We start from the raw sequence: 12,582 nt of genomic DNA, 5'->3' as shown, positions 1-12,582 counted from the left end.
GTCGGCGAGCGTTACCCGATCGCCGGGTAATCGGTGTAGCCTTCACGGCTGCCGCCGAAAAATTTCTCTTTAATGGGCGCATTCAGCGCCAGCCCGTGTTGCAGGCGGTGAGGCAGATCCGGGTTGGCGATGAACGGGCGGCCGAAGCCGATCAGATCCGCCCAGCCTTTGGCCAGCGCTTCTTCAGCGCGTTCACGCGTGTATTTGCCCGAGTAAATCAGCGTGCCGCGGAAAATCAGGCGCAGTGATTCTTTGAACGCCGCCGGCATCACCGGGGCGTCATCCCAGTCCGCTTCGGCGATGTGAATGTAAGCGGCGCCGATATCGTTCAGCACGCTGGCCGCCGCCAGATAGGTGGCTTCCGGGGTATCGTCCTGCGAGCCCATCAGGGTGGTCAGCGGCGCCAGGCGCACGCCCAGTTTCTCTTTGCCGATGGCGTCCGCTACCGCCTGCGCCACTTCCCGCAGGAAACGCAGGCGATTTTGCAGTGAACCGCCGTATTCGTCGTCGCGCTGGTTTTCCCGCGAGTCGATAAACTGATTGATCAGATAGCCATTCGCGCCGTGCAGCTCTACGCCATCGAAACCGGCGGCGATGGCGTTGCGGGCCGCCTGAGCGTAGTCATTGACGATCGCCGGAATTTCTTCCCGCGTTAAGGCGCGCGGTGCGGAGTGTTGCACCATTTCACCCACGCCATGTTCCGGCCCGCGGCCTTCGACATCCACAAATACCTTGACCCCATCGGCCTGGATAGCGGAGGAGGAGACCGGCGCGGCGTGGCCAGGCTGTAGAATGGTATGCGACACGCGGCCGACGTGCCAAAGCTGCGCGAAGATCTTGCCGCCGGCCTGATGTACGGCGTCGGTGACTTTTTTCCAACCGGCGATGTGTTCCGGGGTGTAAATGCCGGGCGTCCAGGCATAACCCTGGCCTTGCTGGCTAATCTGCGTGCCTTCGCTGACGATCAGCCCGGCGCTGGCGCGCTGGGCATAATATTCAGCCATCATGTCGGTGGCGACGTCGCCGGCGCCGGCCCGAGAGCGGGTCATGGGCGGCATGACGATGCGATTGTTCAGCGATAAACCGTTTAAAGAATACGAGTCAAAAAGCATGGCGCTTCCCTCTGTGTGAATGGGGCCGTAGGGCATTGATGTTTTACTGAGGCCATTATATTTCGTCGTTTAATTCTAAAAACGCGCACAATAACAAAACACTTTTGCTCTGTGTTCAATAGTTGCGGTGGCCGCCGGCTTGCCGCAGGTGGCGGGAATGAACCCGATGTGCGCTCGGGCGACGGCGGCTATTGCCTGTCGGCGCGTGGTTGGGATAGAGTCGGCTGCTGTTTTTCCCCACGATTTTTAACAAAATCGCAAAAGTCTTTTAGCCTCCCGCCTGCTTATCTTTGGTGTGATCAATGTCATACTTTTGGCATCTTAACTTTCCCGCGCTTCGGCAGCGGTTAACCGGAGTTGTTGAATGAAAATTAACTTTCCCTTATTAGCCCTGGCGGTGGGGGCGTTCGGCATCGGCACGACCGAGTTTTCCCCGATGGGGTTGCTGCCGACCATCGCCAAAGGGGTGGACGTCTCCATCCCGATGGCCGGCATGTTGATCAGCGCCTACGCCGTCGGCGTGATGGTCGGCGCACCGCTGATGACGTTGCTGCTTTCTCACCGGGCACGCAGAAGCGCGCTGATCTTCCTGATGGCGATCTTTACTCTGGGTAACGTGCTGTCGGCCGTTGCGCCTGACTACACCACCCTGATGCTGTCGCGCATCATCACCAGCCTGAACCACGGCGCGTTCTTTGGCCTCGGATCGGTGGTGGCCGCCAGCGTGGTGCCGAAGGAGAAACAGGCCAGCGCCGTGGCGACCATGTTTATGGGCCTGACCATCGCCAATATCGGCGGGGTGCCCGCCGCGACCTGGCTGGGTGAAACCATCGGCTGGCGCATGTCGTTCCTGGCGACGGCCGGGCTGGGCGTGATCGCCATGCTGGGGCTGTGGTTCTCGTTGCCGCAAGGCAGCGCTGGCGCGCGTCCGGATGTGAAACGCGAGCTGTCGGTATTGGTGCGCCCGCAGGTGCTGTCTGCCTTGCTGACGACCGTGCTGGGCGCGGGCGCGATGTTCACGCTCTATACCTATATCTCGCCGGTGTTGCAGCACATCACCGATGCGACACCGCTGTTCGTGACGTCCATGCTGGTGTTGATCGGCGTCGGTTTCTCCATCGGCAACTACCTCGGCGGCAAGTTCGCCGACCGCTCCGAAAGCGCGACGCTGAAGGGTTTCCTGTTGCTGCTGGTGGTCATTATGCTGGTGATCCCGTTCCTGGCGCGTAGTGAAATCGGCGCCGCAGTCAGCATGGTGATTTGGGGCGCGGCGACCTTTGCCGTGGTGCCGCCGCTGCAGATGCGCGTGATGCGTGTCGCCAGTGAAGCGCCGGGGCTGTCGTCTTCGGTCAATATCGGCGCCTTTAACCTGGGCAATGCGCTGGGCGCCGCCGCCGGTGGCGCGGTAGTCTCCGCCGGGCTGGGATACAGCTTCGTGCCGGTGATGGGGGCGATTATTGCCGGATTGGCGCTGCTGCTGGTGCTGTTCACCCACCGTCAGGCCGAAAAAGTGGCCTACGCCAACGGTTAAAAACGACAGCGTGCGGCGGGGTTCCCCGCCGCGCTCACTCAAAGCCGAGCAGGCTGAACGCATCGTCCTGCGGGGCGTAGCCGAGCAGGCGACGGGTCTCTTCCAGCGATAAACGCGTGTAGCGGTTATTGGAAACCCCGTGCACCACCGCATATTGCACCCCTTCGACACGAATGCAGCGCTCCAGCAGATCGGCGGCGTCGCGATGGCTGAGAAACGCGCTCATGTCGCGGGCGCTGAGCCGATCGCCCGGGCTGAGGGTGGTGAAGTTGGCGATGCGCACCGACAGGGCGGAAAGCCCTTCCTGATGGGCGAAGTAGGCGGCGATGCCTTCGCCGAACGCCTTGCTGGCGCCGTACAGGTTTTTCGGTTTCGGCGCGTCATCCGGGCGGATTTGGTAATCGAGCGGATAGCCTTCCACCGCCTGCGCGCTGCTGGCGAACACCACCCGGCGGCAGCCGGCGTCTTTCGCCGCGCGGAAGATATTGAAAGTGCCGAGAATGTTGTTGTCCATCAACGAACCGCAAAAGTCGGCATCGGGGGAGGGATCGGCCGCCAGGTGCAACACGGTGTCGATATTGGCGCAGGCCGCGCGGCAGGCGTCGAGATCGGCGATGTTGAAGCTGATGACTTCGTCGCCGGGCTGCAGATCGTGCAGCAGGCTGACATCCCTTTCCGCCAACCGCAGCGCGTAGCGATTGCCCATCGCCTGGCGAAACGCCGTGGCTACCCGGCCGCCGGCGCCGGTGATCAGAATCCGTCCCAACTCAGTCCGCAACGTCATGGTCGCTGTCATCCTTACAATCGATTACGCGTTGACCAGTAATAATCGCCCGCGTGACTTTTGTCCAGTCGTTTTAATTAGTCATTCTGATGTTTCTTTCACCATTATCAATTGCGCATGGTGATTTTTGCGCAGGTGAATATCGTGGAATGTTAACGATGTGCAATCAAGCTTGGCGATCTATTTGCCTTATTGATTGCCGATTGTGGCTAAAAAAGCGGGGATTGACAGTGGATGGACGAGCGCTTTGCTTTCGCTTGATAGTGAATTATTTGGTTAGTTAATCTTATGTTTTTTTGGGCCTGAGGCGGGCGATATTCCGCCCCCTCTCTATTCCGCCTGCGCGATATATCACTGCTGTGCTGAAGCCGATAGAGGGCGACAGGCCTTATTTGATACCTCAGGTCGGTTTTGCCCGCCCGATCACAGTTCGGCAATTTGCCGACGCAAAGGCTTGCCCCGGCAAAATCCGCGGTGTTAACGTCATAACTCAACCGATTTAGGGTTGTTACTGCTACGGCAGGCAAAACCTAAACCTCGCGTTTCTGTTCCCCGATGGGGCAGAGGCCGCGAGGTTTAGGTTTTTTTTTGCGCCGAATTTCGCCTCAGCGCCAGGCCAGTGCGGGGCGGGGAGCGGCAGAACGCGAAGTCTAAGGATAACAGTATGAAATATGACACATTAGCCAGTGAGATTTTGGCCGGCGTCGGTGGCCGCGACAATGTGAAAAGCCTGGTGCATTGCGCTACCCGCCTGCGTTTCAAGCTGCGCGACGACAATCGCGCCAACGCGGCAGCGCTGAAGAAAAATCCGGGCGTTATCATGGTGGTGGAGAGCGGCGGTCAGTTCCAGGTGGTGGTGGGCAACCACGTGGCGGAGGTGTTCGACGCGGTCAATCGGGTCGGCGGGTTGGCCGAAGGCGCGCCGAGCGACGACGCGGGCGGCAAAAAAGACAACCTGCTCAGCCGCTTTATCGATCTGGTGTCCGGCATTTTTACCCCGCTGCTCGGGGTGATGGCCGCTTCGGGGATCCTGAAAGGCTTCCTGGCGCTGAGCCTGGCCTGCGGCTGGCTGCTGGAGAGCGGCGGCACCTTCAAAATGCTGTTCGCCGCCAGCGACGCGCTGTTCTACTTCTTCCCGATCATGCTCGGCTACACCGCCGGGAAAAAATTCGGCGGCAACCCGTTCGTCACCATGGCGATCGGCGGCGCGTTGACGCATCCGCTGATGATAGCGGCCTTCGAAGCGGCGCAGCAGCCGGGCGCGGTGCGCGAGTATTTCTTCGGCATTCCGCTGACCTTCATCAACTACAGCTCGTCGGTGATCCCGATCATCTTCGCGGCCTGGGTGTCCTGCCGCCTGGAGCCGCTGTTTAACCGGGTGATCCACAGCGCGCTGCGCAATTTCATCACGCCGCTGCTGTGCCTGGCGATCACCGTGCCGTTGACCTTCCTGCTGATCGGCCCGGCGGCAACCTGGCTCAGCCACCTGCTGGCCAACGGCTATCAGAGCATTTACGCCTTTAACCCGATCATCGCCGGCGCCTTTATGGGGGCGATGTGGCAGGTATGCGTGATCTTCGGCCTGCATTGGGGATTGGTGCCGTTGATGATCAACAACCTGAGCGTGCTGGGGCGCGACACCATGGTGCCGCTGCTGTTGCCGGCGGTGATGGGGCAGGTCGGCGCCACGCTGGGCGTGATGCTGCGCACCCGCGACGCCAAACTGCGGGCGCTGTCCGCTTCGGCCATCGGCGCCGGGATTTTCGGCATCACTGAGCCGGCGGTGTATGGCGTCACGCTGCCGAACAAACGCCCATTCATCTTCGGCTGCATCGGCGGCGCGCTGGGCGGCGCGGTGATCGGCTACTTCCATACTTCGGTTTACTCGTTCGGCCTGGTGAGCGTGTTCACCTTCGCGCAGATCATCCCCGGCGGCGGCATTGACGCCACGGTATGGGGCGCGATCGGTGGCACCCTGCTGTCGTTCGTGTTCGCCGCGCTGGCCAGCTATCTGTTCGGCGTTGCGCCGGCGGAAGACGCGGCGCAGCCTGAAGCCGCCGCGCCGCTTAACCGTAAGCAGGCCATCCTCAGCCCGATCGCCGGCGACATCGTGCCGCTGGATCAGGTGAACGACGCGACCTTCGCCAGTGGCCTGCTGGGGAAAGGCGTGGCGATCGCGCCGCAGCAGGGGCGCGTGGTGGCGCCGGTGAGCGGCAGCGTGGCGTCACTGTTCAAAACCAAACACGCCATCGGCATCGAATCGGACGACGGCGCGGAGATTCTTATTCACGTCGGCATCGATACCGTGAAGCTGGACGGGGCGCATTTCACCGCCCACGTGCGGGAAGGCGAGCGGGTCGCCCCGGGCGATCTGCTGATCGAGTTCGACCAGGCGGCGATCCATGCCGCCGGCTATGACACCACCACGCCGATCATCATCAGCAACAGCGATGATTACGTGGACGTGTTGACCAGCGGCCTGTCTCCGGTGCAGGAACAGGCGCCGCTGCTGACTTTATTACGCTAATTGAGGAGCAAGCGATGAACGGCAAGTTTCCGCAACATTTTCTGTGGGGCGGCGCGGTAGCGGCGAACCAGGTTGAAGGCGCGTATCAGGCCGACGGCAAGGGGCTGTCGACTTCCGATCTGCAGCCGCAGGGCATCTTCGGCGCCATCACGCCGCGTACGGCGGGCGACAGCGGCATCAAGGACGTGGCGATCGATTTCTATCATCGCTATCCGGAAGACATCGCGCTGTTCGCCGAGATGGGCTTCAAATGCCTGCGCACCTCGATCGCCTGGACGCGCATTTTCCCGCAGGGCGACGAAGAGACGCCGAACGAAGCCGGGCTGGCGTTTTACGATCGGCTGTTCGACGAGATGGCGAAGTACGGCATTCAGCCGCTGATCACGCTGTCGCACTATGAAATGCCTTACGGCCTGGTGAAACGCTACGGCGGCTGGGGCGATCGGCGCACCATCGACTTCTTCGAGCGCTACGCGCGCACGGTGTTCGAACGTTACAAGCACAAGGTCAAACACTGGCTGACCTTCAACGAGATCAACATGTCGCTGCACGCGCCTTTCACCGGCGTCGGTCTGCCGCCGGAGAGCGACAAGAGCGCCATCTATCAGGCGATCCACCATCAGCTGGTGGCCAGCGCCAAAGCGGTGAAGGCCTGTCACGAGATCGTGCCGGAGGGCAAAATCGGCAACATGCTGCTGGGCGGCATTCTGTATCCGCTGAGCTGCAAGCCGGAAGATCTGCTGGAAACCCAGCGGCAAAACCGCGACTGGCTGTTCTTCGGCGACGTGCAGGCGCGCGGCTATTACCCGGCCTATATGCAACGCTTCTTCCGTGAAAACGGCATTGAGGTGGCGATCACCGAGGAAGATCGGCGAACGCTGCGTGAAACCATCGATTTCATCTCGTTCAGCTATTATATGAGCGGCTGTGTCACCGCCGACCCGGAGCAGTATGAGACGGCGCGCGGCAACATTCTCGATATGGTGCCGAACCCGCATCTGGCCAGCTCGGAGTGGGGATGGCAAATCGACCCGATCGGGCTGCGCTACCTGCTCAACGTGTTGTACGACCGCTATCAGAAACCGCTGTTCATCGTCGAAAATGGGTTGGGCGCCAAAGACCGCGTCGAGGCCGACGGCAGCATCAACGACGATTACCGCATCAACTACCTCAATGATCATCTGGTGCAGGTGGCGGAAGCGATCGACGACGGCGTCGAGGTGATGGGCTACACCAGCTGGGGGCCGATCGATCTGGTCAGCGCTTCGAAGGCCGAAATGTCGAAGCGCTACGGCTTCATTCACGTCGACAGGGACGATGCCGGCAACGGTAGCCTCGAGCGCCGCCGCAAGAAGAGTTTCTACTGGTACCGCGATGTGATCCACAGCAACGGCGCCAGCCTGAAAGACCGACGCTAACCCTTCAGCCCGGCGGCAAGCGCCGGGCGTTAACCTAACGTTATTCGCTGCTGTTCATGATGGGAAATTCTCTCCCAGGGAATGCTGTTGCCCGCAGTCAGCCGTTATGCGGAGAAATATAATAATGATGAAAAGCTTATTACCTCGTTCCATGACCCTGGCGGCGCTGGCGCTGCTCTGTAGCCAGGCGCAGGCGGAAACGCTGCAAACCGGCAAGGACGTCGAAGCCCCCACCGCCAAATGGGAAGGGGTGGCGCTCGGCTTTGAGCCGCCGCAGCCCGGGCTGTTGGGGGATATGCTGGGGATCAGGCCGATCCTGGAGGATCAGGGCTTCCACTATAATCTCGGCTACCTCAGCCAGCTGTCGTATAACGCCGGTGGCGGTTACAACCACGATAAACAGGCGTCGTATATCGACCAGTTTTCGCTGACCTTCAGCCAGGATTTGCAGGCGCTGACCGGCATTCCGGACGCGGCGATCGAAGGCAATATCGTCAACCGCAACCATGACAACAACCTGACCCGCGATCGCTTGCAGGATCCGCGCGTCGGCCTGACCGATCTGTCGCAGGAGAGCTTTGGCGGGCAGTCGATTACCCGGCTGGGTTGGTTGACCTTCAGCCGTTCCTTCCTCGATCGCCGGCTGCAGTGGCGCATCGGCATGATGAACAAGGTGCAGGATTTCGATCAGATCATCCCCTGCGATTTTCAGACGCTGACGCTGTGCGGCGGCAAGTCCGCCAACTCGTTGACCTGGTACAACTGGAACGTGCATTACTGGGGCACCACGCTGCAATACAAACTGACCGACGGCCTGACGCTCAAGGGCGGCGTGATGGAACAGAACCCGAGCGCCCCCAGCCGCAGCCACGCCTGGAGCTGGTCCACCAAGGGCAGCAAAGGCTTCCTGTTGCCGATGGAGCTGGAGCTGAAAACCCACGCCGTCAACCAGCTGCCGGGGGTGTATAACCTGGGCGTGCTGTTCACCAACGCGCGCCAGAGCGATCTTTATGAAGGGGTGTCCGGCGGGCCGGGCGCCAGCGATCCGCAGGGCTATCGCAGCCACGATCGCACCTGGTTCCTGTATACCGGTTTCAACCAGCAGGTGACGCGCCATGCGGACGACGTCAACCGCGGTCTGAGTGTGTTTTACAGCCTGGGGCTGGGAGATCAGCGCAGCAACTACCTGCATTGGTCTACCTCGACCGGCATCCGCTATCGCGGGCTGTTCGATGCGCGGCCGGACGACTGGCTGGGGCTCGGCGTCTCGGTGGTGAAGCTGAGCGACCGCTACAAAGACAATCAGCGTTATCTCAACCAGATGAGCGGCATCAGCGATTATCACGATCCGAACTATCGGCCGGTGCCGGGCCACTCGGTGACGGCGGAGCTCTATTATCGCGTTAACGTCACGCCGTGGCTGCAGCTGCAGCCGGGCCTGCAATACTGGCATCACCCGGCGGGCGTCAGCGAGACGCAGGACGCCTGGGTGACGGCGTTGAAAACGGTGGTGACCTTCTGATCAGGCCGCGTCGCTCTCGCGGTAGCGCCGGCGGGCGTGCTCAAACCAGCTGGCCGGCACGTTGTGCGGCGGCTGCTGCAATCTGAGCAGCCCCTGTTCGACGATATGGCTGGCCTGGCGCCACAGCGTCGGGTCGCCTTCGGTCAGCACTTCCAGCAGGCGCTGTTTCTCGATCAGATAGGTTTGGGCGAAGTGGCTGTCGTAGTCCAGCAGCGAGCGGGTGTTGTCGATCAGATCCGCCAGCTTGATGGTTTTGGCCTGCGGCGACGCGCCGGCGCTGTGGCGCCGATCGCGGTTTTTACGCTCGAAGCGGTTGCCGTCCTCGGCGCGGCTGACGTTGGTCAACATCCGCACCAGTTCCGCCACTTTTGGCCCAAAGTGGCTTTCGATATCGCCGAGGGTGGTGGGCGTATCTTCCACCGTGTCATGCAGCCAGGCGGCCGCCAGCATCTCTTCGGTGTGCGGCACGCTGCGCACCAGCTCCATCACCGCCTGTGGGTGGACGATGTACGGATCGTCGGTGTATTTGCGGCGCTGATCGATGGCCGCATGCGCCTTGGTGGCGTAGCGGCGCGCGCGTTCTGCAAGCGTATTCGTCATTTCCTTTCCCTCCGAGCATCCTCTGCATGAAAAAAAGGTAGCATACCTCACAAGAAATAGCTTGCGATTACATCGTGCGCTATCTATATTCACAATCATGAAAAGCACCGATACCGCACAACCCAACGCGAAGAATCTGCTGCAGCTCGATCAGCAGCTCTGTTTCGCGCTGTACTCCGCCAACCTGGCGCTGCACAAAGTCTACCGCAAGCTGTTGAATCAGCTCGAACTCACCTACCCGCAATACCTGGTGATGATGGTGCTGTGGGAGCGCGATCGGGTGACGGTATCGGATATCGGCGAGCGGCTGTTCCTCGATTCCGCCACGCTGACGCCGCTGCTGAAGCGGCTGGAAACCGCCGGTTTGCTGGTGCGCTATCGCGCCACCACCGACGAGCGGCAGGTGATCATTGCCCTCACCGAAGCCGGCCGCGCGCTGCGTGAGCGGGCTCAATCGGTGCCCGAGGCGGTGATGTGCGCCACCGACTGCAGCCTGGACGAGATCGTCTCGCTCAAACAGCAGTTGGAAAAGCTGCGCGGCAGCCTGATCGATCAGATTTGATCCTCCAGCGCCGGACGCAAGAACGGCAGGGGTGGTCTACACTGGTTAATAAGCGTCAAAAATAAGTAGTGCGCGATTTAATCGCAAAAGATAAATATGTGACCGGCTTTACCTCGTGGAAGCCGTAGTCATCTCGCCAACCAGCAAGAAGGAATGAACGATGTCTATTGAGAAAGTGGTTTACCGCGCTCACGCCACCGCAACCGGCGGCCGCGACGGCCGTGCGACCTCCTCCGACGGCGTGTTGGACGTGAAACTGGGCGTGCCGAAAGAGATGGGCGGCGCCGGCGGCGAAGTCACCAACCCCGAACAGCTGTTCGCCGCCGGTTACTCGGCCTGCTTCCTCGGCGCGTTGAAGTTTGTCGCGGCGAAAGAAAAGGTCAAAATTCCGGCCGAAGCCAAGATCGACGGCACCGTCGGCATCGGTGAAATCCCGAATGGCTTCGGCATCGAAGTGCAGCTGGATATCTCGCTGCCGGGCATCGAGCGCAGCGTGGCGGAAGATCTGGTGAAAAAGGCGCATGTGGTGTGCCCATACTCCAACGCCACCCGTGGAAATATCGATGTAACTCTGAACGTTAAGTAAGATTTTTGCCGATATCTGGAAAAAATGGAGGGTTTATCCCTCCATTTTCTTGCGTGCCCTGTCTGAAAACCGCTCAAAAAAACGGTAAATTTTGTCCGTTTTGTGAGAATTCTCTTGATTATTACCCGCAAAATAACGCTTATTGCCGGTTGGCTGAACCAGAAGCCGCAATCAGTGTCTGACTGAGTCAGAACCGCTACACCGTCCCCGGAGCCACCGCGTTACATGAACAAAGTTAAATCGCTATCACAGCAGAATTTATCGTTATTGTTAGCGATCTATATCGGCATCTTTCTAAACCTGTCCGTTTTTTATCGCCGTTTTGATTCGCTGGCGCACGGCATTCAGGGAATTAAGCTTATTTCGGCGGTGACGGAAGTCATCGCTATCGTCCTGTTTACGTTCTTCATTATGCGGCTGGTATCGCTCGGCGGCCGGCTGTTTTATCGCATCGTCGCCTCGCTGCTGGTGTTGATTTCGGTTGCCGCCAGCTACTACATGACGTTTTTCAACGTGGTGATCGGCTACGGCATCGTGGTGTCGGTGATGACCACCGATATCGATCTGTCGAAAGAGGTGGTTGGCCTGCACTTCGTGCTGTGGATGGTGGCGCTCAGCGCCTTGCCGCTGCTGCTGATCTGGAAAAACAACCTGCGCTATACCCTGATAGAACAGCTGAAAACCCCTGGTCATCGCATCAAGCCGCTGCTGGTATTGCTGGCGGTGGTGGCGCTGGTCTGGCTGCCGCTGCGCATGCTGGACGACGAGCAGAGCGTGCAAGAGAAGCTTTCCAACGTCGATTTGCCAAGCTACGGCGGCGTGGTGGCGCACTCGTATCTGCCGTCCAACTGGCTGTCGGCGCTGGGGCTGTTTGCTTACACCCGCTATGACGAAAGCCAGGATCAGAGCACGATGTTCGATCCGGGCAAACACTTCACCTACGTACCGCCGGCGGACATCGACGACACCTACGTGGTGTTCATCATCGGCGAGACCACGCGCTGGGATCACATGGGCATGCTGGGCTACGAGCGCGATACCACGCCGCGGCTGTCTAAAGAGAAGAATCTGGTGGCGTTCCGCGGCGAGTCGTGCGATACCGCCACCAAGCTGTCGCTGCGCTGCATGTTCGTGCGTGAAGGCGGCACCGAAGACAATCCGCAGCGCACGCTGAAAGAGCAGAACGTGTTCGCGGTGCTGAAGGATCTGGGCTTCTCTTCCGAGCTGTTCGCCATGCAGAGCGAGGTGTGGTTCTACAACAACACCGAGGTGAACAACTATTCGTTCCGCGAGATGATCGCGTCCGAGAAGCGCAACGACGGCAAGGCGGTCGACGATATGCTGCTGGTGGACGAAATGAAGGAGTCGCTGGCGCGCTATCCGAAGGGCAAGCACCTGGTGATCCTGCATACCAAAGGCTCGCACTACCTGTACTCGCAGCGTTATCCGCGCAGCTATGCGCGTTATCAGCCGGAGTGCATGGGGGTGGACGATTCCTGCACCAAGGCGCAACTGATCAATGCGTTCGACAATACGGTGCTGTATACCGACAGCTTTATCGCCAATGTGATAGACCAGGTGCGCGACAAGAAAGCTATCGTGTTCTATGCCGCCGATCACGGCGAATCGATCGGCGAGAATACGCACCTGCATGGCACGCCGCGCGAAATGGCGCCGCCGGAGCAATTCCGCGTGCCGATGATCGTGTGGGCGTCGGACAAGTTCCTCGAAAACCCGCAGCACCTCAGCGCCTTTGAGCAGCTGCAGGCGCAGCAGCGCATCGGCAAAACGCATCGCCACGTCGAGCTGTTTGACACCATCCTCGGCTGCCTCGGCTACACCTCTCCTGATGGCGGCATCGTGGATAAAAACAACTGGTGCCATCTGCCGCAGGATAAAACGGCGCCTGCCCGCCTGTGATCCCTCTCGCCGGGTGCCTG

The 12,582-nt window shown here is 60.2% G+C and carries 10 protein-coding genes; 7 read left to right on the top strand and 3 right to left on the bottom strand.

The window, feature by feature from the left end:
- Positions 1-11: 11 nt before the first annotated feature.
- Positions 12-1,112 (bottom strand): alkene reductase, encoded by a 1,101-nt coding sequence (locus WFM45_RS21490; protein ID WP_004934091.1) that lies wholly within the window; start codon positions 1,110-1,112, stop codon positions 12-14.
- 364 nt (positions 1,113-1,476) lie between these two features.
- Here WFM45_RS21490 and WFM45_RS21485 point away from each other — a divergent pair, with 364 nt between their 5' ends.
- A complete protein-coding gene (locus WFM45_RS21485; RefSeq protein ID WP_004934092.1) occupies positions 1,477-2,643 on the top strand; it encodes an MFS transporter in 1,167 nt (388 codons plus the stop codon).
- Between the two features lie 34 nt (positions 2,644-2,677).
- On the opposite strand, the gene WFM45_RS21480 is transcribed toward WFM45_RS21485, so the two are convergent.
- Positions 2,678-3,427 carry an NAD-dependent epimerase/dehydratase family protein gene (locus tag WFM45_RS21480; protein WP_033631453.1) on the bottom strand — a complete coding sequence of 250 codons (750 nt, stop codon included), beginning with the start codon at positions 3,425-3,427 and terminating at the stop codon, positions 2,678-2,680.
- A gap of 664 nt (positions 3,428-4,091) precedes the next feature.
- Here WFM45_RS21480 and bglF point away from each other — a divergent pair.
- The 3 genes from bglF (at position 4,092) to WFM45_RS21465 (ending at position 8,894) form a co-directional block, all read left to right on the top strand.
- Entirely contained in the window at positions 4,092-5,954 is a 1,863-nt protein-coding gene (gene bglF / locus WFM45_RS21475) for a PTS beta-glucoside transporter subunit IIABC (protein ID WP_085337590.1), read from the top strand.
- A gap of 14 nt (positions 5,955-5,968) precedes the next feature.
- Positions 5,969-7,372, top strand: a complete 1,404-nt coding sequence (locus tag WFM45_RS21470; RefSeq protein WP_085337589.1) for a glycoside hydrolase family 1 protein — start codon at positions 5,969-5,971, stop codon at positions 7,370-7,372.
- A gap of 151 nt (positions 7,373-7,523) precedes the next feature.
- Positions 7,524-8,894: a carbohydrate porin gene (locus WFM45_RS21465; RefSeq protein ID WP_443005965.1), complete on the top strand. Its 1,371-nt coding sequence runs from the start codon at positions 7,524-7,526 to the stop codon at positions 8,892-8,894.
- On the opposite strand, the gene WFM45_RS21460 is transcribed toward WFM45_RS21465, so the two are convergent.
- Positions 8,895-9,494, bottom strand: a complete 600-nt coding sequence (locus WFM45_RS21460; protein ID WP_015376230.1) for an HD domain-containing protein — start codon at positions 9,492-9,494, stop codon at positions 8,895-8,897. It lies immediately after the preceding gene.
- Positions 9,495-9,591: 97 nt separating this feature from the next.
- On the opposite strand from WFM45_RS21460, the gene WFM45_RS21455 reads away from it, so the two are divergent.
- The 3 genes from WFM45_RS21455 to eptB all read left to right on the top strand — a co-directional run bounded on the left by WFM45_RS21455 (position 9,592) and on the right by eptB (position 12,562).
- On the top strand, positions 9,592-10,056 hold the full coding sequence (locus WFM45_RS21455; RefSeq protein WP_004934111.1) for a MarR family winged helix-turn-helix transcriptional regulator: 465 nt from the start codon (positions 9,592-9,594) through the stop codon (positions 10,054-10,056).
- A gap of 160 nt (positions 10,057-10,216) precedes the next feature.
- On the top strand, positions 10,217-10,642 hold the full coding sequence (locus tag WFM45_RS21450; protein ID WP_004934114.1) for an organic hydroperoxide resistance protein: 426 nt from the start codon (positions 10,217-10,219) through the stop codon (positions 10,640-10,642).
- A gap of 225 nt (positions 10,643-10,867) precedes the next feature.
- Positions 10,868-12,562 (top strand): kdo(2)-lipid A phosphoethanolamine 7''-transferase, encoded by a 1,695-nt coding sequence (eptB, locus tag WFM45_RS21445; protein WP_033631458.1) that lies wholly within the window; start codon positions 10,868-10,870, stop codon positions 12,560-12,562.
- Positions 12,563-12,582: the final 20 nt, after the last annotated feature.

This window comes from Serratia sp. KG1D (assembly GCF_037150675.1).
Lineage (GTDB): Bacteria > Pseudomonadota > Gammaproteobacteria > Enterobacterales > Enterobacteriaceae > Serratia > Serratia nematodiphila.
This window is presented reverse-complemented; position numbering and strand designations above follow the sequence as displayed.

Coding starts and splice junctions, on each gene's coding strand:
- WFM45_RS21450 (WP_004934114.1), top strand. CDS start 10,217: ATGTCTATTGAGAAAGTGGTTTACCGCGCTCACGCCACCGCAACCGGC.
- WFM45_RS21485 (WP_004934092.1), top strand. CDS start 1,477: ATGAAAATTAACTTTCCCTTATTAGCCCTGGCGGTGGGGGCGTTCGGC.
- WFM45_RS21480 (WP_033631453.1), bottom strand. CDS start 3,427: ATGACGTTGCGGACTGAGTTGGGACGGATTCTGATCACCGGCGCCGGC.
- eptB (WP_033631458.1), top strand. CDS start 10,868: ATGAACAAAGTTAAATCGCTATCACAGCAGAATTTATCGTTATTGTTA.
- WFM45_RS21460 (WP_015376230.1), bottom strand. CDS start 9,494: ATGACGAATACGCTTGCAGAACGCGCGCGCCGCTACGCCACCAAGGCG.
- WFM45_RS21490 (WP_004934091.1), bottom strand. CDS start 1,112: ATGCTTTTTGACTCGTATTCTTTAAACGGTTTATCGCTGAACAATCGC.
- WFM45_RS21455 (WP_004934111.1), top strand. CDS start 9,592: ATGAAAAGCACCGATACCGCACAACCCAACGCGAAGAATCTGCTGCAG.
- WFM45_RS21465 (WP_443005965.1), top strand. CDS start 7,524: ATGACCCTGGCGGCGCTGGCGCTGCTCTGTAGCCAGGCGCAGGCGGAA.
- WFM45_RS21470 (WP_085337589.1), top strand. CDS start 5,969: ATGAACGGCAAGTTTCCGCAACATTTTCTGTGGGGCGGCGCGGTAGCG.
- bglF (WP_085337590.1), top strand. CDS start 4,092: ATGAAATATGACACATTAGCCAGTGAGATTTTGGCCGGCGTCGGTGGC.